Origin of the sequence: uncultured Fretibacterium sp. (genome assembly GCF_963544685.1) — a bacterium.
Taxonomy (GTDB): Bacteria; Synergistota; Synergistia; order Synergistales; family Aminobacteriaceae; genus CAJPSE01.
The window spans coordinates 1-21,141 of record NZ_CAUUGJ010000033.1 but is presented as its reverse complement, the minus strand read 5'-3'; the positions used below and the strand labels follow the sequence as shown (position 1 = coordinate 21,141).

Annotated in this window: 14 protein-coding genes; 5 read left to right on the top strand and 9 right to left on the bottom strand. The window is 63.2% G+C overall.

Going from position 1 to position 21,141, the window contains the following annotated elements:
• Positions 1-56: 56 nt before the first annotated feature.
• The 3 genes from ABLA28_RS04885 (at position 57) to ABLA28_RS04875 (ending at position 5,211) form a co-directional block, all read left to right on the top strand.
• Entirely contained in the window at positions 57-2,099 is a 2,043-nt protein-coding gene (locus ABLA28_RS04885) for an ankyrin repeat domain-containing protein (protein WP_347712739.1), read from the top strand.
• The gene (locus tag ABLA28_RS04880) at positions 2,096-3,688 is read left to right on the top strand and encodes an ankyrin repeat domain-containing protein (protein WP_347712738.1); all 1,593 of its coding nucleotides are present in this window, start codon (positions 2,096-2,098) and stop codon (positions 3,686-3,688) included. Before ABLA28_RS04885 ends, ABLA28_RS04880 begins: the two co-directional genes overlap by 4 nt.
• A gap of 80 nt (positions 3,689-3,768) precedes the next feature.
• The gene (locus ABLA28_RS04875; RefSeq protein ID WP_347712737.1) at positions 3,769-5,211 is read left to right on the top strand and encodes an ankyrin repeat domain-containing protein; all 1,443 of its coding nucleotides are present in this window, start codon (positions 3,769-3,771) and stop codon (positions 5,209-5,211) included.
• A 45-nt stretch (positions 5,212-5,256) separates the two neighbouring features.
• On the opposite strand, the gene ABLA28_RS04870 is transcribed toward ABLA28_RS04875, so the two are convergent.
• From ABLA28_RS04870 to ABLA28_RS04835, 8 genes are all read right to left on the bottom strand, one after another.
• Positions 5,257-6,705, bottom strand: coding sequence for a tryptophanase (locus tag ABLA28_RS04870; protein ID WP_347712736.1), 1,449 nt, complete (start codon positions 6,703-6,705; stop codon positions 5,257-5,259).
• A gap of 495 nt (positions 6,706-7,200) precedes the next feature.
• Positions 7,201-8,379, bottom strand: a complete 1,179-nt coding sequence (locus tag ABLA28_RS04865) for a hypothetical protein (protein ID WP_347712735.1) — start codon at positions 8,377-8,379, stop codon at positions 7,201-7,203.
• A 228-nt stretch (positions 8,380-8,607) separates the two neighbouring features.
• A complete protein-coding gene (locus ABLA28_RS04860) occupies positions 8,608-9,183 on the bottom strand; it encodes a thermonuclease family protein (protein ID WP_347712734.1) in 576 nt (191 codons plus the stop codon).
• The gene (locus tag ABLA28_RS04855; protein WP_347712733.1) at positions 9,176-11,623 is read right to left on the bottom strand and encodes an EAL domain-containing protein; all 2,448 of its coding nucleotides are present in this window, start codon (positions 11,621-11,623) and stop codon (positions 9,176-9,178) included. The genes ABLA28_RS04860 and ABLA28_RS04855 overlap by 8 nt, the downstream gene beginning before the upstream one ends.
• A gap of 22 nt (positions 11,624-11,645) precedes the next feature.
• Positions 11,646-12,719: a P1 family peptidase gene (locus ABLA28_RS04850; RefSeq protein WP_347712732.1), complete on the bottom strand. Its 1,074-nt coding sequence runs from the start codon at positions 12,717-12,719 to the stop codon at positions 11,646-11,648.
• Positions 12,704-14,536 carry a C69 family dipeptidase gene (locus tag ABLA28_RS04845; protein ID WP_347712731.1) on the bottom strand — a complete coding sequence of 611 codons (1,833 nt, stop codon included), beginning with the start codon at positions 14,534-14,536 and terminating at the stop codon, positions 12,704-12,706. The genes ABLA28_RS04850 and ABLA28_RS04845 overlap by 16 nt, the downstream gene beginning before the upstream one ends.
• Positions 14,537-14,647: 111 nt before the next feature.
• Complete coding sequence (locus ABLA28_RS04840; RefSeq protein WP_347712730.1) at positions 14,648-15,106, bottom strand: ImmA/IrrE family metallo-endopeptidase; 459 nt, start codon at positions 15,104-15,106, stop codon at positions 14,648-14,650.
• A gap of 28 nt (positions 15,107-15,134) precedes the next feature.
• Positions 15,135-15,557: a helix-turn-helix transcriptional regulator gene (locus tag ABLA28_RS04835; RefSeq protein ID WP_347712729.1), complete on the bottom strand. Its 423-nt coding sequence runs from the start codon at positions 15,555-15,557 to the stop codon at positions 15,135-15,137.
• A gap of 496 nt (positions 15,558-16,053) precedes the next feature.
• On the opposite strand from ABLA28_RS04835, the gene ABLA28_RS04830 reads away from it, so the two are divergent.
• Together ABLA28_RS04830 and ABLA28_RS04825 are read left to right on the top strand one after the other, a co-directional pair.
• Positions 16,054-19,488 (top strand): AsmA-like C-terminal region-containing protein, encoded by a 3,435-nt coding sequence (locus tag ABLA28_RS04830; RefSeq protein ID WP_347712728.1) that lies wholly within the window; start codon positions 16,054-16,056, stop codon positions 19,486-19,488.
• A gap of 28 nt (positions 19,489-19,516) precedes the next feature.
• The gene (locus ABLA28_RS04825) at positions 19,517-20,422 is read left to right on the top strand and encodes an SH3 domain-containing protein (protein ID WP_347712727.1); all 906 of its coding nucleotides are present in this window, start codon (positions 19,517-19,519) and stop codon (positions 20,420-20,422) included.
• 97 nt (positions 20,423-20,519) lie between these two features.
• Here ABLA28_RS04825 and ABLA28_RS04820 read toward each other — a convergent pair.
• A partial coding sequence (locus tag ABLA28_RS04820; protein ID WP_347712726.1) for a hypothetical protein occupies positions 20,520-21,141 on the bottom strand: 622 nt, incomplete at its 5' end.

Here is a 21,141-nt window from a genome sequence, read left to right as displayed (position 1 = left end):
TCATCGCGGGTAAGCTACAGATTGACTTACCCACTTAAAATGGCGAGGAGCCATAATTGTTTTGCCTACACGAACTTCCAATTATCATCATCGCAGGTTCGGCGGACTCAGCGGCGAAATCCATTCAAGACGATTTTGGAAAGGCGGTTGTGAAGGTGCATGGAATCTTTGGGGGAATCGGCAGTGTACCGAAAAGAATTTCAGGGACGCCGCTGTTCGCGGAGGCGGCTTCGGCAGCGGCTGCAACCGGCACGACGTTCATCGAACTGTGCAGGACGGGAACGCCCGAAGCCGTCGCGGCGGCCCTCCGGTCTGGAGCGGACGTCAACGCAAGGGGCGAAAAGGAGCGAACGGCATTGATGTATGCGGCGGCGGAGAATCCGAACCCGGAGGTCGTCGCAGTACTGCTGGAGGCAGGAGCAGATGTCGAAGCAAGGAATAGGGATGGCTGCACAGTCCTTATGGCAGCAGCGGCCAACAACCCCGATCCCGGGGTACTGTCGGCGCTGCTGAGGGCCGGGGCGGACCTCGGCGCAAGGGACAAGAAGGGCCGAACGGCGTTGATGGCGGCAGGGAACAATTCCAACCCGGACATTGTGATACATCTCCTGAAGGCGGGAGCCGATGTCGGCATAAAGGACAAGAGGGGCCGGACTCCCCTGATGGCCGCGGCGGCGAAGAATCCTGAGCCGAGCGTCGTGTCGGCATTACTGGATGCCGGAGCGGATGCCGGAGCAGTGACGGACAACGGCGACACGGCATTGATGTATGCGGCGGTGTTGAATCCCAACCCTGAGGTCGTGCTGCTGCTGTTGACGGCAGGATCGGATGTCAATGCGAAGGACAGGAAGGGCTGGACGGCGCTGATGGGTGCGGCGAACAATCCCGAACCGGATGTTGTATCGGCTCTGCTGAGGGCCGGCGCAAACGTCGACGCGAAGGACAAAAAGGGTCGAACGGCATTGATGTATGCGGCGGCGATGAATCCCAACCCGAAGGTCGCCGCAGCGCTCTTGGATGCAGGAGCGGACGTCGATGAAAGGAATAAGGATGGTTCTACAGCTCTTATGGCTGCGGCAGCCGATAACCCCAATCCCGAGGTACTGTCGGCGCTGCTGAACGCCGGCTCCAAGGTCGAGGCGAAGAATAAGCAGGGGCAGACGCCACTGATAAAGGCGGCATTATACAACTCGAATCCGGAGGTCGTATCGGTGCTGGTGAAGGCCGGCGCGGATGTTGACGCAAAGACGAACAATGGAGTCACGGCGTTGATGGCGGCAGCGCTCGAAAATCCGAATCCGGAGGTCGCATCGACGCTGGTGAGGTCCGGCGCGGATGTTGACACAAAGATAAGCAATGGAGTCACGGCGTTGATGGCGGCAGCGCTCGAAAACCCGAATCCGGAGGTCGCATCGACGTTGGTGAAGGCTGGTGCGGATGTCAATGCAAGAAATGAGGACGGCTGGACGATACTGATGTTGGTATCGGAGCTCAAAACGCCGAACTCCGAGTTTGTGGCGTCGCTGATCGGGCATGGTGCAGACGTCAATGCAAGAAATGAGGCCGGAATGACGGTACTGATGGCAGTGGTTCATGACTCGAATCCTGAGATCGTGTCGATGCTGATTCATGCCGGAGCGGACCTCGGCGCAAAGGATGAAAACGGCTGCACGGCGTTGATATATGCAGCGGCGGAGAATCCTAACCCGGAGGTCGTATCGGTACTGTTGAAAGCCGGAGCGGATGTCAACGCAAAGGATAAAGATGGCTGGACGGTGTTGATGGCCGCGGCGGCAAAGAATCCTGAGCCGGGCGTCGTGTCGGCATTACTGGAGGCCGGGGCGGACATTCAGGAGGAAAATGACGCCGGCTGGACGGCATTGATGGCGGCGGCCCATAATTCGAATCCGGATGTCACAGCCACACTTCTGGAGGCCGGGGCGAATGTTCACGAAAGGAACAGGTCGGGACGGACGGCACTGATGGAAGCAAGGGAAAATGGAAATCCCCGGGCCAGAAAAGCGATCGTCAAACTGTTGAAGAGAGCGGAGGCGGGAGAGCAGCCGTTTTATGGGAGTAAGGATGAAAAGGGACGATGATGGAGATGCTTGGGGATTTTTTCCGTAAAATGGGCGCTGCGCTGAGAGGGTGGGTGAAGGGGTTCCTGACCGAGGGAGCGGCCGCGGCGTTCATCAAGCTGTGCAGGGCGGGAACGCCCGAAGCCGTCGCGGCGGCCATCCGGTCCGGGGCGGACGTCAATGCAAGGGACAAACGCGGCATAACGGCGCTGATGTGGGCGGCCTGCAACTTGAACCCGGAGGTCGTGGAAGTGTTGCTCGAGGCCGGGGCAAATGTCGATGCGAGGTGTGAGGACAGCGTTACGGCCTTGATGGTGGCCATTGAGGAGAACCCCGAGCCGAGAGTTGTATCGGCGCTGCTGAATGCCGGGGCGGACATCGACGCAAAGAACAAGGAAGGAAGTACGGCGCTGATGTGGGCAGCCCATGACTCGAAGTCGGAGGTCATGGCGGTGTTGCTGGAGGCCGGGGCGGATGTCGACACGCAGGACAGGGTCGGACACACGGCGTTGATGTGGGCGGCCTACAACTCGAATCCGGCCGTCGTATCCGCGTTGCTGAAGGCGGGGGCGAATGTTGGGGCGAGGGAGAAGGACGGACAGACGGCCCTGATCATGGCGGCCATGAAAAACCCGGACCCGGCTGTGACCTTGGAACTGCTGAATGCCGGTTCCGAGGTTGATGCAAAGGACGACAGCGGAATAACGGCGCTGATGTGGGCGGCAGCCTACAACTCGAACCCGGATGTTGTCGTGGCCCTGCTGAAGGCCGGGGCGGATGTCAACGCGAGAGCGAACGACGGCGCAACGGCGCTGATAGCGGCGGCGGAGAACAATCCGTCCCCGGATATCCTGTCGGTACTGCTGGAGGCGGGAGCGGATGTCGACGCGAGGGCGGACAACGGGGACTCGGCGTTGATAGTGGCGGCGGCCAAAAATTCCAACCCGGACGTCGCAGCGCTGCTGTCGAGGTCCGGGGCGAATGTCGAGGCAAAGGACGAAGGGGGCTGTACGGCGCTGTTGCGCGCTGCGGCGAAGAATGAAAACCCAAAGGCTGTGTCCGTGCTCTTGGAGGCCGGTGCGGATATCGAGGCGAAAGACGAGGAGGACCGTACGGCGTTGATGTGGGCGGCAGCGAAGAATCCCAATCCGGATGTCGTGGCCTTGCTGTTGGAGGCGGGAGCGGACGCTGGCGTAAAGGACAAGAGCAAAATGACGGCGCTGGACTACGCGGCGGGGGTGAACCCCGCCCCGGATGTCGTGGCTATGCTGCTGAAGGCCGGGAAGGGCGTCAAATTGGAGCGAGAGGACGGTTGGACGCTGCTGATGACGGCCGCTCAGCACAACTCGAATCCGGTCGTCGTGTCGATGCTGTTGAAGGCGGGGATGGACGTCAACGCAAAGGACGAGAACGGACATACGGCGCTGATGCAGGCCGCAGGGAACAACAAGAATCCAAAGGTCGTATCGGTGCTGCTGGAAGCGGGGGCGAACGTCAATGCGGAGGACCGGAACGGGCAGACGGTGCTGGCGGCGGCGAAGAGGAATAAGGATCTCGAGGCCAGGACGGCAATTGTCAGGCTGCTGACGAGCGCGGGCGCAGCGAGGTAATTCCTTTTTCAAGTGGAGGGATGGAGATGCTTGGAGGAATTTGGAGGAGGACGAGGGCACTTCTGTTTGGGGGCGCGACCATGGCGTTTTTCGCGCGCTGCAGGACGGGGACCCCAAAAGCGGTTAGGGAAGACCTCAGTTTCGGGGCGGACGTCAATGCGAAGGATGAGGACGGCTGGACGGCATTGATGTATGCGGCGCATAACCCGAACCCTGAGGTCGTGTCGGTGTTGCTCGAGGTCGGGGCGGATGTCGACGCGAAGGATAAGAACGGGCGGACGCCGCTGATGTATGCGGCGGCGTTGAATCCGAACCCGGATGTCGCGGTGCTGCTGTTGGAGTCCGGCGCGGACGTCAACGTAAAGACGAACGAGGGCGTTACGGCCCTGATGTCCGCGGCACGCTACAGTTCGAACCCTGAGGTCGTGCCGGCGCTGCTTAAATTCGGAGCCGGAACGACGAGCAATAGGGGCACGACGGCGCTGATGTGGGCGGCGAACAATCCCGAGCCGGGGATCGTCCTGGCGCTCTTGGAGGCCGGGGCGGATGTCGACGCAAGGACCGAGGATGGATTGACGGCATTGATGTATGCGGCCCGCAACCCCAATCCGGAGAGCTTGTCGACATTGCTGAAGTCGGGGGCGGACGTCAATGCGGGGACCAATGAGGGGTATACGGCGTTGATGGCGGCGGCGCAGTACAACTCCAATCCGGACGCCGTGATGCTGCTGGCCGGGGCAGGCGCGAACGTCGACGCGAAGGATAAGGGCGGACTGACCGCGTTGATGTGGGCGGCAACCTACAATTCGAACCCGGCTGTCGTGACGGCGTTTCTGGAGGCCGGTGCGAACGTCGACGCAAAAAGCGAGGACAACTCCACGGCTCTGATGTGGGCGGCAGCCCATAATTCCAATCCCGCTGTCATTTCGACCCTGCTGAGGGCCGGAGCGGACCTTGGCGCAAGGAACGAGGACGGCTGGACGGCATTGAGGTGGGCTGCCTCCAACCCGAACCGGGACGTCACGGCGATGCTGCTTAAGGCCGGGCTGGACGTCAATGAGAGGGATAAGGAAGGACAAACGGCGCTGATGGGCGCGGCGGCCTATAACTCGAATCCTGCTGTCGTATCGGCTCTGTTGAATGCCGGGGCCGACGTCGACGCAAAAGACGAAAACGACTGTACGGCCTTGTTGGCGGCAGCGCTCGAAAATCCGAATCCTGAGGTCGTATCGACGCTGGTGAGGGCCGGAGCGGACGTCAACGCAAAGGACAATGACGGCTGGACTGCGTTGCTGGCGACGGCGGCAAACAACAATCCGGATATCGTGTCGATATTGCTGAAGGCCGGTGCAGACGTCGATGAAAAGGACGAGCGTGGCTGGACGGCGCTGAGGGCCGGAGCGGACCCCAACGCAGAAGGCGAGGACGGCCGAACGGCCTTGATGATGACGGAGGAGAACGAGGATCCCGAGGCCAGGACGGCGATCGTCGAACTGCTGAAGAACCGGGGCGCCGCCACGTAACCGGGTACGAGGGAGACCCTTGCGGCCTCCCTCGCACCCGGAACCTTACAGGCTGTCGCCGAAGTCCTCCCTGAACTTCGCCGCCAGCCGATCCTGCCAGTCCCCTACCGCCTTCAGTCTTCCGCTGAAGAAGCGCAAGATTTTGGGCTCCTCCGTCCACTCGAGTCCGCCGACCAGATTTCGGTTCTCGAAGAGCCAATGGATGCGGTCGACGGCGTACTTCACCTGGGACATCGTGAAGACCCTCCGCGGCAGGGCGAGCCGCAGCAGTTCCGCATCGGCCAGACGTTCGCTTCCGTCCTCGTTGCGCTCCTCCGACAGCGTCCCCCGCTCCATGCCCCTCACCCCGCCCGCGATGAAGACCGCGGCAGCCAGGGCGCCCGCCGTGTACCGATTCTGGGGCACGTGGGGCAGGAACGCACGCGCGTTCAGGTGGCAACCCAATCCACCGGCAGGTTTCACCACGGGGACACCCCGTGCGTCGAGCTCGTCGGCCATGAAGGAGATGAACTCCGGCCCGTGGCGGATCATGTCGAAGTCCATCGTCTCCTCCAGCCCCACCGCCATCGCCTCGATCTCCCGCACCGACATGCCCCCGTAGGTCAGGAATCCCTCGAAGAGGGGGATCAGCGGCTGCATGCGTTCGAACAGTGCCCGGTCGGCCGTCAGGATCGCCCCGCCGCGAGCGCACCCCAGCTTGCGGGCCGAGAAGTACACGATGTCGCAGAGATCCGCGATGCGGCGCGTGATCTCGCGGATCGTGGCTCCGCGCTGGGCCGCCTCGCGCGTCTTGATGAAATAGAGGTTGTCGGCCAGAAGCGAGGCGTCCAGGACCAGCGGGGCCCCATGCCGGCGGCAGATCTCCGAGGTCCTCTCCAGGTTCTCCAGCGACCAGGGCTGGCCGCCGATCAGGTTCGTCCCCGCCTCCATGCGCACGAACGGGACGTTGCCCGCCTCGCGTTTCAGCAGCGCGTCGAGGGCGGCCGTGTCCATGTTGCCCTTGAAGGGGTCGGTGCTGTCCAGGTTCAGCGCCTCGGGGAGAAACAGCTCGACGACGCTCCCGCCGTTACGCTCGATATGGGCGCGGGTGGTCGTGAAGTGGTAGTTCATCGGAACGACGCCGCCCTTCCCGACGAGGGCGCTGGCCAGGATGTTCTCCGCCGCCCGTCCCTGATGGACGGGGAGCAGGAACGGCTTGCCGAAGATATCCTGCGTCACCGTCCTCAGACGCTCGAAGCTCATGGACCCCGCGTAGCTGTCGTCCGCCGTCATCATCGCCGCCAGCTGTCGGTCGCTCATGGCGTTGACGCCGCTGTCCGTCAGCATGTCCAGAAAAACCTTGTCGTTCTTCAACAGGAACGTGTTGCTGCCCGCCTCCCGAATGGCCGCAACCCGCTCCTCCACCGACACCAGCGTCAGCTTCTGGACGATGCGCACCTTGTGCATCTCGAGGGGAAACGCCGCGCCGCCAAAGAATTTTACCTGTCCGTCCAACTTGAAAACTCCCTTCATGACATGATAGGTGAAGTAAAATCTGAAATAAAAAAGGGCCCTTTACCGTTGAATCTGGTAAAGAGCCCTTTTGCGAACCTTTTCTGGATGCCCGTCCCGCACGTGCTACAAACTACGGCTCCAGCCTCCTCGCAAAGGGCCTGGTTCCGTAGTAATAATACGAACCCGAAAGAACAAGGGACACACCCATAATACACAACATACGCACAACCTCCGAAAAACAGCGGGACGGCGATAACTGCCCTATAACACTGTGTGCAACAATACCACGGTGAAGGAAATCCGTCAAGGCCGTCTTTCGCCCGGGTGCCGTTGTCCCGTAGACAAGGAGGAAAGCGTTTTGTCTTCCCTGCCGGTATGAGTTGGCCGCAGTTTGTCCATTCATGACACGCCGTGATCCCCGCTTATCGACTTGGATTTACAATCCGAATCCAACCGAATGCAACAGCAGGCGATGCGGGAAGGTCGACCTGCCGCTCAAAAATCGACTTGAGATCGAAACTTAATTATTTCACCGAGGATCTCTTGAAAGTCTTCGCTTGGGTTGACAAAAACACCAAGACGGCTTGCAGGGTGGGGGATGTTATGGATTCCCATACCTCCCCATTTTCTGACGGCCCGGGCGTACTCCTTTCGGAGGCCGGAACGGCGCAGAATCTCCACGATGCGGGCCGAAAGCTCCCGATGCGCCTGGCACTGGCGCACCCAGGCCAGACTCATGCAGCGATACGCCTCCTCCGGCACGAAGGGCCAGAGGAGCGCCCCGGTCTCGACGAGAAACAGCAGGTGCGTCGGGCTGGTCAGAGCCTCCCCCTCCATGGACCGCATCCTCCGTTCCTTTTCGTGTACGTACTGCGGCCAGACGTCCCACGAAGCCCCTTCGGGGATCTCCCAGTAATCCGCGACGAACCGGACGATCTCCTCGGGGCTTTTCGCCATCCGTATCTCGCGCTCCGTCGGGCCTTGGGCGATAATGTCGTCAAGATGAATTATAAAGTACTTGACCCTTCCGGCTCGCATCCACATCAACTCACGCAGCGTTTCTCCCCTCTCGTCATAATAGCCCTTTATTTCTACCTTCCCTTGCCGGATGAGAAGCTCATTGTAACGGGGGTTTTGCTCCCAGCTTTCCTCGTTCTCCGTCTCCGCACCCAGCTCCGCCATGAGGCGGCGCTCCTCCATGCGGCGCAGGTACTCCAGGCGCAGTGCGTCGAGCTGGCGGGCACGGGAGAAATGCTCGAAGAAGTTGAGCAGATCGTTGCATACACAGGCCTTCGCCTTCCGGTCGGGTTTCGCCGTCTTATTTCCCGCTTCTTTCCCGTAATAAAGGGAGAGAAGCCCCGTGGGGGTGAAAAGCGTTTCGAAGCTTTTGTTCTTGAAGTAGTACCGGATGCCGACCTCCAAGGAATCGCCCTGCCTGCGGAGGCCATCGAGGACGTAGGCGGGAATGTCCCGGGACACTCCCTCGAACAGGACGACCCGCATCTCGTCCGTCTCCTCCGCCTCGTCCTCCACATAGGGGTTGAAGATCGGCGGCATCTCTCCGTCGTTCCAGCCCGTCCCGCTCCTCGCCTCCCCACCCCCGGCGCCGCAAGGCAGAAAGACCGACCACATCAACAGACCCGCGATCAAGACGCAACGTACTCTCCCCATCATCGGTGCACCTCCTCCAAAACAGCCCGAGCCTCCGCTCCAATTATCCCCTGCCGCTGCATCCGGGGCGTAAATCCAGGGCTTAAAACGATAGGGCCTATGGCTCGTGCTTTTTCCATGACGGAACTCCCTTTTTCAAGACCGGGCCTGCATCTGGGGGTGAAACCCGTTTTCGCCGAATGTCTCGTTGAGCGGCCCACTCCCCCTGCAGGAACAGCCGGGGGAAGGGGCTCAGCGTTTCCGCCCCCACAGGCCGCGTCCCGCCTTGCGCGCCTCGGCCTGGAGACGGGCGAACAGGTCGGCATAGCGCGAGTTGGGCTGGATGGTCATGACGCGTCCATACCCCTCGAGGAGCAGCCTGGCGTTGAACATCCCCCGCCTCACGGCATCCTCGTCCCGCGCGGGCCGTTCCACCCAGACATAGGCAAGATGGCGCTGGTACCTGTCCAGGGGGGCGACGTCGTACTCCAGCCACACGCGCCGTCCCGAGAGCGCCTGTTTCGTGAAGGCGCTGGCCTCGCGTCCATAGTATTGAACGGGCTTGCGGGGATGCACCGTCTCGGGCGTATCGACCCCTATCAGGCGCACCCGGCGGGACTCCCCCTCCACCTTTACCACAAGGGTATCCCCATCGACGACGTTCGTAACGACTCCCTCGAGAAAATCGCCCGTGCGCCTCTCCCAGTGCGGGGCAAGGAACCCCAGGAGGAGCAGGACGAGGAGAAACACCAGCTTCCTCGGCGTCATCGACGCCAGGGGGCTCGAGAAGAATCGCCGCGGTAACGGGCGGGGTCTCTTTCTAGGCATTCGTTCCTCCCGTATCGGACGGCTCCAGGGTTCTCAGGCAGGTCTCGAGATCCATCGGGCGGTAGTAGAGATAGCCCTGCCCCAGGGGGCAGTTCAGCCCGTCGAGGAGCCGCTCCTGCTCCTCCGTCTCGACGCCCTCCGCGATAACGCCGACCTGGAGCACCTCGCTCATGCGCAGGATCGCGCGGACGAGCGTCCAGTCCTCGTCGTGGGACACGACGCGCTGGACGAAAGACTTGTCGATCTTCAGCTTGCCGATGGGAAAGTTCTGCAGGTAGGATATGGAGGAGTTCCCCGCCCCGAAATCGTCGATGGCTATCGTATACCCTTTTCCGTGCAGGCGGACGAGGGTATCGCGGCAGTCCTCCATGTTGGCGATGAGCGCCGTCTCGGTGATCTCCAGGAGGACCTCCGACGGCAGAATGCCCTGTCCCTCGACGATATCCTGCAGCATCGATTCGACGATCCTGTCCCGAAAGAGTGTGGCGGAGACGTTCAGGCTGAGATAGATCCCCGGCACGGCCCGGCGGAGAGCGAGAAAAGCGTCGGCCGTCATCCTGAAGAGGACCTCCGAAAGGGACGGCATCATCCCCGTTTCCTCGGCCATGGGGATGAAGTCCTCGGGGCTGACCGGCTTGCCGTCGGCGCCGGTCCAGCGCACCAAGGCCTCGACCCCGCGGATGCACCGGCTCCGTATCTCCACGATGGGCTGGAACACGACCCTGAAGTTCTCCTGCAGGATGGCCTCCCGCAGGGCGTTTTCCATCTCTATGGACTTGACGCTCCGCGTCTTGAGCCTGTCGCTGAAGAAGAGGATGCAGCCGCGCTCCCTCCGCTTGGATTCCGCCGCGGCGAGCGCCGCACCGGACATCGTTTCGTCGACCGTCCCGCTGTCCGAGGCCATCATGACCCCCAGGCTTCCCGAGAGCATGAATTTTCGGCCTTCGACCAAAAAAGGCTCGTCCAAGGCGCTCAGAAGGCGGCGAGCCGCGGCCTCCGATTCCTCGCGGGCGACGATCCCGAAGGAGGCCACCGCAAACTCCATCCCGCCCAACCGCGCCAGTTCCTCCCCCGGGTGCAGGATATCCCTGAGCCGCTGCGCCAGCTCCCTCAGGACGGAGTCCCCCGTGCTGACGCCGAGCACCGCGTTGATGCGTTTGAAGTCCCGGACGGCGAGGACGAAGACGCTGGGCGAACGGCCGTAAAGATCCGCCTTGTCCAGCAGGATCTTCCTCAGCCCCGTACGGTTCAAAAGCCCCGAGAGCTCGTCGTGGTACGCCAGGTAGCGCAGCTGCTCCTGATTGCTCTTCATCTCGGAGATATCCACGAAGGAAGCGTAATAGAGCGGGTCGTCGGACTCCCTGGGGCCTACCCCCACGCGCATCAGCAGAACCGCCGACGTTCCGTCCAGCCTGTGCACGCCGATCTCCTCCGAAAAGCTCTCCTCGTCCCGCACTTCCGCGTTCTGAATCTGCCGCGAGAGACGGTCCCAGAAGAAGGGGCCCCCGAACTCGGCGAGGCTGATCTGCCCCTTTCGCTCGGGGGGCACTCCCAGGATGTCGAGGGCCGTCTGATTGATCTCCGTGATCCGCCCGTCGCCGTCGAACGTCAGGAATCCAGCCAGGCTGTTCTGGTGCAGTTCCTGCACCTGCTCCAGCTTGTCCTGCTCCTCACGGACCGCGGACTCGACGTCGAACAGCCAGTCCCTCTGCGCGGCGATCTGCTTCGAAAGGCTGCGGTTCGCCTCCTCCAGCTTGGTGTTGGCCGCCCTGAGATTGAAGCCCAGTATGTGCAGAACGCAAACCAGAGGGGAGACGACCAGAAAGATGGCGAGCGCCGAAAGAAACATTTGGGGAAGCGAGCGCGCCAGAAGGCCGTCGACGGACTCCGCCGCCATGTCCACGAGGACCAGGTACGGAATGCCCCCGGGACTGAAAAACCGCCTGCACAGCGAACGATACCCTCCCCATCGGTCCCGGTAGCTCAGGAAGGCCGCCCGTCCGGTGTCGTAGACCCGCTCCAGGAACTCCGGGCCGTCGTCGTAAGGGTAGAAATACCAGGAGCGCCGATCCTTCGCTTCCTTCGCGCTCACGGTCGGGGCGGAAAAATAAAACTTTCCCTCGAAGCGGACCAGGGTCTGGGCGTAGCGCAGGCCCTCGATCTCCACGAACTCGTTGATCCGCCTCCGGTTGAGGAGCTCCTCGTCGAAAGAGACGGACGCGGGGCCAAGAGCCCTGTCGTGAAAATCCTCGGGCAGGAGCATGGGGACCAGATCCGCGGCGGCAGAAAGCCGATCGTCGACGGACCTCAGGACGGCCTCGCGATTCCCGAGCCACATGCAGCGATAATAAAGGGTTACGCCCAGGACAAAGGCCATGGTGCTGAGGAGAATCCATTTGAGGTGGGGGCGCGTCCGTATCGCAGTCATGAAACGCCGCATTTTGGTCATCCGCCGTGTTTTTTCAATTCCGTCCGACTCCGAGGTCGGGCAGAAGGCCCGCCAGCCCGCGCCTCGAGTGTCCGTTGCGGCCGACGGCAATATGCTCTGCCGAGACGAGGGCGTTCAGGATGCTTTCCTCCACGGCCTCCGCGGCGGCCTTGAAAAGGGGATCGATGTGCTCCTCGTGCAGGACTCCGACCTCGACGATCCCTCCCCGGGGCGCTTTATGGGGGATGCGGACGGCCGTCGAGACCGCCAGGGCGATGTCGCCGCTCCCATCCCCGACGAAGGACCCCGTCCGTCCGACCCCGATGAAGCTGCGGCGCGCCAGGCGCGCGAGCTGGCGGGAATCCAGGGGAGCGTCCGTGGCCAGGACGATGACGATCGAGCCCTTGTCCCCCTCCCGGTTGGACTCTGCAGAGGTCAGGGCCCTCAAGGCCGAACCAATGGGGCGCCCGGCGAGGATCAGGTCCTCCATCCTCCCGAAGTTGGCGTTGACGAGGGCCCCCAGGGTAAACTCGCGCCCGCAGGTCTCCACGACCCGCGAGGCGCTGCCGATCCCGCCCTTCAGACTGAAGCAGGACATGCCGCATCCGGCCCCGACCGCCCCCTCGCCGAAATCCGAACATGCCGCGCCGAACGCCGCATCCAGGTGCTCCCGGCCCAGCCTGGCCTGGCGGGCGTCGTTCAGATAGGAGTCGTTGCACTCGAGCACGACGGGGTTGACGCTGCCGTCCGTCGTGCAGATCTCGGAGTGCTCGTCCATGGAGCGCCGAAACAGGGCGTCGTAAAGGGCCCCCGCGCTGGAGACCCCCGTGAGGACGATGGGGGTCTCCAGCGTCCCCTTCTCCTGAACCTGAATCAACCCCATGCTCTTGCCAAAACCGTTGAACACCGCCGCTCCGGCGGCGAGCTTTTCCCGGAACAGGCTGCCCGGAGCGGGAATGACGACGGTCACGCCCGTGCGGAGCCCCTTTTGGGGATCGTCCAGCGTACAGTGTCCGACTCGGACCCCCGGAACGTCCGTCAGCGCATCGCGGGGGCCGGGACGCATCGTACCGACGGAGAGGCCGAAGTCCACTATGCGCCGTCGCATGCCGATTTTTCCCGTTTCGTCCTGCCGTCCGCCGGGGGCGGACTTTTTCGGACCCGGACCAGCGCGCGCCCGACGCGCCGCCGGCCGGACACGTCCTCCAGGACGATCCACAGGTCCGTCAGACAGGGAACGGCCGTCCGGAGCCATTCCCCGCCGCGGAAGGACAGGCGGATATTTCCCCCGTCCGCGGCCGCCCCGACGGCCCCGGAGCGGCGCGAGTCCACGAGGAAATGCGGTCCGCAGGAGGTCTTGTCGAGCGCGACGTCCGCCGCGTCCATCCCGGCCCTTTCCCCATCCAGGAGGAACGAGAAGGCCGCATCCGCATCGTCCGCGTCGATCTCGCCAACGGGCTCGGCCTCCAGGACGCCCAGCCCCGCGTACAGCTCGTCCAGCCTGGAGAGGGCGCGCGCCGCCCAACCGCTCACGGCCTCGTCCAACATGGCGCGGGCCGATTCGGGATCGGAACAGAAGCGGGCCTCGGCCTCGCGGTCCACGAGCCGAAGCTCCTCCTCGAGCGAGGCCTCGAACTCCCGGAGCCCCTCCCGGACCTCCGAGGCGCGCTCCCCATAAAGCGCGTCGGCCGCGGCATGCAGGGCCGTGTGGCGGAACCATGCTGCCCCCGTGCAGTCGAGGTCCGAGGCCGGAACGGAGAAGTGCGTCGCCAGAGCTGCCTCCGGGTCGGACGCCCCATATCCCTCGGGCACCGAGGAGATGCCGAGGTACCATGGGATGTAGGGCGACAGGCAGGGACGCCCCAAAGCCCGGCGGATCAGCGTCATCTCGGTCCGCTCCCGTATCTGCACCACGTTGCTCTCTAGCGTCGTGGAGGCGCAGATGGGACGGGTGGGCATGAAGTGGGGCGACGCCCCCTCCGAGACGTCCGACGGCGTTCCCTCGAAATGCGTCCTCAGGATGGCCTTGACCGTCTCGACCCCTACCCGGTGCGGCGGCCTGACCGAGAAGGGCAGCTTCGTCCCCGGGGCAAGCAGGTGCCCCATATCGCGCTCCATCAGGATGGAGAGGCCTCGGACGTGACGGTGCACGTTGTGCGGCACGCCGCAGGAGCCCGGGTCCTGATAGGCCAGGGCGAAGTCGAAGGCCCCCTCCCCGGGGTCGTACCAGCCGCGGGAACGGGCGTATTCGACAAGCTCCCGATACCCCGGAGCCTCGGGGTCCGGGTCATGGATGGTGTAGTGGTTGGGATTGAGATAGACCTCGTCGTCCGGGACGCGTTTCACGGCGTAGTGTCTGCCGTGGACGACCTGAAGCACCCATATCTCCCGGCTGTCCGCAAAATGGTAGGAGCGGCCGCTGCTCGCGTAGCCGAAACGGTCCAGAAGCCCGGTCGCAAGCTCCAGGGCGTGATGGGCGCTCCGCGCCCCCTCGGCCACAAGGCGGCGAAGGCCGTAGCCGATGCCGCCGTCCTTCAGGTCCGGACGGTCCTCACGGGAATCCGCGCAGTTGTCGCTGCACAGGACGACCCCATGGCCGTTGACGAAGAAATCGCAGAACGAGGCGCCCCCGTCCGCCACGAAGGGGCGCGCCTCGGACCAAAGCAGACGCGCGCGCGCCTCGGGCAGAGGCAGCTCCGCCATGTCCGGCTCGAAACGGACCGTTCGTCCCGGCGCCCGCGTCAGCGCGGGAACGATATGCGAGCGCATCACATAGCGCCCCCCGCTGTCCTCGTTATGGCCGACGAGGACCTCCCCCGTCTCGGAGGCATCCCTGCCGACCAGGACGGTCGTACAGGCTCGAGCGGGGGCTGCGCCCATGCAGAACCCCAGGAAGAGGGCGAGAAAGAAAAGGAACGGAATCATCGGCAGGTCTCCTTGGCATGATGAAACTCAGCTTGTCAGATTATTGATTATTATAGAAGGCTATCGATCCGTGCGATACGCGAGGAATGCGGAAGGATGTGCAGAATTTTATCATGAAGGGCTTCCCCAAGCCACGTTCTCCAGGCGAATCCGCATGGCCTGGCGCGAGACGCGGTAACGGCGGCACAGCGCCTCGAAGGGCAGCTTTTCGCAGTCCTTGCGCAGCAGCGCCTCGGGCATCAGAAGCTCCGATGCAAAACGGTCCGCCTGCCGCTCCTGGTCGGGATCCCGGGGTCCGCCGATACGGCCGAGGGGGTTGTGGCGAAGGAGCAAATGGCCCAGCTCGTGCGCGATGGAGAAACGGGCGCGCCCCTGCGGCAGGGAGGAATTGACCAGCAGGACGCCCCTGCCCTCCCTGAGGAGGAAGAGGGCCCCGAAGGCACGGCAGGGCTGAGCGTAGACCTCGATCCCCAGCCAGCGGCAGATCACCCCGAGGTTGACCGGCGGGGCCTGCATCAGAGGAAGCGTCGCGTCCAGAAGCGATCGTACGGCGTCGTCTCCGAATGGCATGGGGTTCCCGGGCGGCGGAGAGGCCGCACTAAAAATTTCCGCCGACACGCCGCGCCCTGATCGTGTCCGCGGCGTACCCCAGGGCCAGCTTCAGGCTTGTGGCCAGGAACTTCCAATCCTCGTCCGTGTAGGAGGACGAGTCCCTGATGAAGCTGCGCAGATACATCCCCAACTGAGGATCGCCCTCCATAGCCTTCAGGACGAAGGTCCTGGCGCTTCCGTCGAGCGCGTCGCCCTCCGGCGTGCCCTCGCGCTCCACCCCCAGAAGATCCCTCACATCACAGCAGAGCGCCTCCGCAATGGCGGGCAGCATGTCCGCGCTGGGCCCCTTGGCGTTCGCCTCGATACGGCTGATGTTGGCCTGCGTCAACCCCAGCCTTCGGGCCAGCTCGTCCTGGTTCATGCCCAACTCCCGCCGACGGGCCTTGATGTTCGCTCCGACCGAATTCATCCTTCCCGCCTCCCATCTCGTCCCTCTGTCTGTGCGCGTGGTTCGCACAACGCACCTTCAGACTTGTTTCAACACCTTCACACTTGTCTCAATATGATAATATCACATGAAATTCTATCGGTTTATCCGGTTTTCGCTCGAGTTTCGTTTTTTCCTTTCCTCTCATTACAATACAGATATCCAATACGGATATCGAGCGTGTGGGGATCGTCCTCAAGCTCGGGATTATCACGGTTGGATTTTTACATCCCCTCGTCGTACAATAGCCCCAATCGGATGGGGCGGCCGCGAGGTCTCCCATCCGGTAATCCGTTGCAATCAACGCCACCGCAGAAGGGAAGTGGGCTCAATGTGCAGCGAACGCTCTGCCTCCCCGAGGCAGCGTCCTCGGCGTATTCGTAAGATTCCCGTCGTCATCATGGCTTTGGCCCTCGCTCTGGGCGTCGCGACCGCGATTCTTTCTTTCGTCGACGTCGGAGGAGCGGCCATTTTGAAGATGGCTCGGGAAACCCTGAAGGAACGCACGGGAATGGGGCTCTCCGCCGCAGGGGTCAAGGGAAACCCCATTCGCGGCTACACGTTCGAGGATGTCCTCCTGACCTCCGAAAAGGGGGACAGGATTCTTTCCGCGCAGTCCCTGTCCGGTCGGATCGACTTTCTTGCCCTGTTCCGCGGGTCCCCCAGGCTTTCCGTCCTGTCCGTCGGAGGGGTCGCCACGGACCTGGACCAATTCATTGCGGAGATTCAGCGTATCGAGCTGCCTGAGAGCAGCGGAGATTCCGACATCCCCATCAACCGCATCAGCCTCCGGAACAGCCGCTTTACCTCCAAGTGGGGCACCGTCGACGTGGAGGAGGTCGGGGCGAACATCCGGGGTACGAATGTCGACGTCGACTCGGCCGGAGCGGTCAACGGCGTCTCCGTGCGCGGCACGGCGGCGCTGGATATTCAGGGCAGCTCTCTTTCGATCGGCAAGGCCGACATCGCTTTCGGGAAGGGCAGGATCACGGCCACGGGGGAGATACGCCCCGTCTCCCAGACCGACAGCACGACGACGCTGGACCTTCAGGGCTCGGTCCGGGGTCTGGACCTGAAGGAGCTTGCCGCGCTGTGGCCCGCCTACCTCAAGGACGCGGATTACGACGGAACGGCAAACCTCGACCTGGAGGCCAAGGGGACGTCCGCCACCCTGGAGATCTCGGGAACGGTGGACTACCGAGGGATGAAGCTGGCCGGGTATCCCGTGGAGCGGCTCGGGGCGCAGCTGCGATACTCCGACCAGAGGCTGACCGCCGGCGACGTCCATGCCGTCGTACTGAGCGTCCCCATCGACGGGGAGCTCGCGGTCGCGTCACGTCCCGGGCAACATCCGTCCGTCATGATCAGCCTGGAGGGACGCGACGCCCCGCTGGACGAGATCGGCAGGACCTTCCCGTCCCTGGAGGGGGTGAAGGGCAAGGTATCCGCCTTCACGGCGAAAATTCAGGGCCCGACGAACGCTTTGAACGGAGCCGTCAGCCTCTCGGCGCCCCGCATCGCCTTCATGGGCAAGGAGGTCTCGAACCTCGCGCTTCAGCTCAAGATCGCGAAGAGCGATACCGCGGCGGTCAGCGGAAAATTCCTCTTCGAAGGAGCTCAGGGCTACCTTCAGGGGACTGCCGCCTCCATCCTCTCGGGGCCCAGGCTCAACCTCACGGCGAAACTGGTCGGGCTCGACGTGAAGGGGATCTCCGACCTCATCCCGGACTCCGGGAAGTACGGGCTGGCCGGAAAGATCGATGCGTCGGTCGGCATCAAGGGAAGCCCTTCCTCCCCAGTCCTGTCGGGCACCCTGCAAAGCCCATCCTTCACGGTTCAGGGCAATACGCTGGTCAACCCCTCGGTTACCTTCTCCTACGCCAAGGACGTGCTGACCCTGCAGAAGAGCGGCGGGACCCTGAACGGCATGCCCATCCAGCTCTCGGGTACCGTTGGGCCGCTGACGTCCAAGACGCCGGCCATCGACGTGAAGGCACAGCTCACCGTCCGGCCGGAGGCCCTGGGGGCTTATGTTCCCGGCATTGCCGGCTATGGCCTCAAGGGTGAGATTCGCGCCGGGGCAAAGATCTCGGGCAGGCTTCCGACCCCGGAGATCGGCCTCGTGGCCTCCTCCCCCGCCCTCTCCGCCCTCGGTAAGCTCAACGTGAAGAACCTCGAGGTCTCCACCCTTCCCGGCAGCGACCTCATGAAAGGGGAGAGGCTCGGCCTCTCCATCAAAGCCGACAGTGCCGCAGCAGACGGCGTCGGCCTCTCCGCCCTGGAGGCCTCCCTCAAGAAGGAGGGGACGAAGGTCAGCCTGTCCTCCTTCTCCGCGCGCAGCGGGTCCGGCACGCTCTCCGGTTCCGGTTCCGCGACCCTCGGCGGCAAGAGCCCCGCGCTCGACTTCTCCTTCGACCTCGACCGGCTTGACCTCGCGCAGCTGGCCGCGGCCTCGGGGGTCGGCCTCAAGGGGACCCTCAGCGGAAAGGTAGGCCTGGGCGGGACCGCGGATTCCCCCGAGTTCTCCTTCAAGGGGCAGTCCCCGTCCGTCACGGCCAACGGCGTCCTGCTCTCCGATGTGGCCGCGGATCTCTCGGGCTCCCCGCAGGCCCTGAAGGTCAACAACTTCAGTGCAAAAGTCGGCGGCGCGCCCCTGAGCGCGTCCGGGACGCTGCGGCTGACGCCCTCGATGAGGGCGGATCTCGCCATCCGAGGCGATGGGCTGGACCTGGAAGCGTTGACCGAAGGGTTCCCGGACCTGAAAGGGCAGATCAAGGGCAAGGCGAACCTCGTGTTCGACCTCTCCGGTACGGACAAGGGCAATACGGGGACGGGAAGCCTGTCGGCCTCCTCGGCCGAGGCCTTCGGGCTCAGGCTCGCCAACGTCAAGCTGCCGCTGTCCTTCGACGGCAATGCCTTCAAATCCTCGAACGGAACGCTCGAACTCTACGGGGGCAAGGCGTCGAACAACCTGACTCTGGACTTGAATACGCTCAAGTTCTCCGATTCCCTCACGGCGAGCGGCGTCGACATCAACGCCCTGGCTCAGGACGCGACGGGCGGGCTCGGCGGCAAGGTCACGGGACAGGGAAGCCTCTCCTTGAAGATAACGGGCTCGGCGGGCAAGACGCCCAGCTACTCCGGAACCGGGCTGTTTACCATGGGGGCCGGGGGAATCAGCGGCTTCAAGGGGCTGGATATCGTGACCCGACTCTATGGGCTCGATGCCATCCGCTACACGGAGGTGACCGCTCCCCTGGAGATCCGGACGGGCCGGCTCGTCCTGAAGAAGGGGGCGGCAGCGAAAGCGCCCGATGGGGACCCGATATATCGCTATGCACGGCTGGCCGAGGACGGCACGATCAAATTCGACAAGAGCCTGTACCTTCTTGCCGAGGGCAACGTCAACTTCCAGCTGGTCAACGCGCTTACCGGCGGGGCTCTTGGGGGTGCAGGCGCCCTGCTTCAGGGCGGTGCGAAACAGCTGACCACCGGAGCGGGACTCGAGGGTATCCTGAAAGGCGCCCTTCAGGGCGGACACCAGGGCGGCGCCTCCGCGGACTTCCGGGACGTTACGGTCAAGATTACGGGCAAGGCCGATTCGCCGTCCGTATCCCTGGTCAAAGTCGGCCCCTCCTCGCGCACGAATCAGGATGGAGCCGTTCCGGGGAGCGACGCGGCGCCGGCCGATTCCTCCCAGGAGCAGAAGGGGGACAGTACCGTCGACCGGATCATCGATGCCATCGCCCCTCAGAAACCGACGGCGCCCCAGGAACAGCAGGAGGGTGCCCCTGAGGAAACGGCATCGCAGGATCAGGGCCCGGTACAGCCCTCGACCCCCTCTATCGAGGACCAGTTGAAGGAACAGATTGGAGACGAGCTGAAAAAAGGCCTGGAAGGCCTGTTCAAATGAGTCTGGGAAGAATGACAAGGAGGACACGATGAGCGACCCGGTAAGGAAGAAACTGGACGAACTGAAGGAACTGAGGCAGGAGAACTACATCACCGAGGAGGAATACGCCGCGGCGCGGGGAAACGCCCTGCTCGACGCGGGCTTCGACACGGCACCGAGGTCCGGCGCCGAAGCCCGATCCCGCCGCGCGCCTTTGCAGGGGGGAGAGTCCGGGGAAAAGAAAGGCGGTGGATGCGGATGTTTGCTCATCCTGCTGCTTCTCATCGTTCTCCTGTTCGTCGGAGTCATTGCCCTGCCCGAGGATACCCTGAAACTCCTGCCCGGCCTGGACCGGGTATTTGGGGTTGAAAAGGTTCAGGAGGCGCGTCGTACCCTTCTCGAGTTCATCGACGACCTGATGGGACGCCCCCAGGTTCGGGAATCGCCGGCCCTTCCGCCGAAGGGCGGGGCCAACGGCGTCTCCATGGAACCGGCAATCGCCGTTCCCGACTCCTCTTCTGAAGAGGTCCGGGGCAGGATCCAGGCCCCGTCGAAGCATGAGGACAACCCCGTGTCCGTGGAGAAGGGCGTCTTGGAGAACCGTACGGAAGATCGGAGCCCTCGGACGGAGCCGGAGGCCTCGGAGGATACGGCCGCATCGGCCGATTCCGATGCGGCACTTCCGCAGGCTGCCGTCGGTGTCGGCGATGAGCCGTTGAATATGGCGGACTCCGCCAAGAGCAGCATCTGGGGCAACTCCGTCAGGATTCGCTCCACCCCGGACCGTACCAACGACGACAATATCGTCGGACGTGCCCGCAAGGGGGAGGAATTGGCGATTCTGGAGGAGCGAACGAATGACGACGGAGAACGATGGCTCCGTATTCGGATGGAGCAGGGCGGCCGAGAGGGATGGATACTTGCGAGGCTGGTGAGGCCGGTCAAGGACGAATAGTTGGAGCAACGTCAAAGCTGCGGCGCCTTCCGGACAAAGGAGGCGCCGCAGCTCGATCGGAAGAACGTACAGGACAGGATGCGGGGAGCATGAGGCATCATTCGATCAGCTGGCCACCTTTCGTCCCTTTGGAGGGAGCGTTCAGTCTCCAGCCCTTTTCACGGTCGTACCGGACGTAGCCGCTGTTCCAGGCCCAGCCCAGAATCGTCCGGCGCATCTCCCCCATACGCGCCCGATCGCACAGGTCGGGGTCCCGCCTCTCACTCAGCGCCCGCGACAGAGTTCGATAATGCATTCTCCACTCCTTGCTCGCTAGCCATGAATGCATAAAAGGCAAACTCATAACAGCAGAAAACGCCAAAGTGAATAAAACCAAGTGATACCAAAGATATGTCCTGCTGGGAATATTATACGATTCTCTCACCCAAAACCTGACAACATTCATGACGTTCTTGCTCACATTGAGCATAAGAGCAACAACGACGGCAAAATAGCCGAGCATACTTTTACAGTAATAGGCGGAAGTTCGCAGGTAGGGATTGTCCGAGGCCCAGGCCCGCAGGTATTCCGGAGGCGTATGATTCAAAGGCGTTCCAATCCATCGCCCCGCCGCCCGGCACTTCCGCGCATAGATCCCGTTCAGACCGCCGTACCACAGCGACAACATCGCCTCGTCGGTCAGCGCCGCCTCGGCATCCTCGCCGCACGGGCCAAGACTT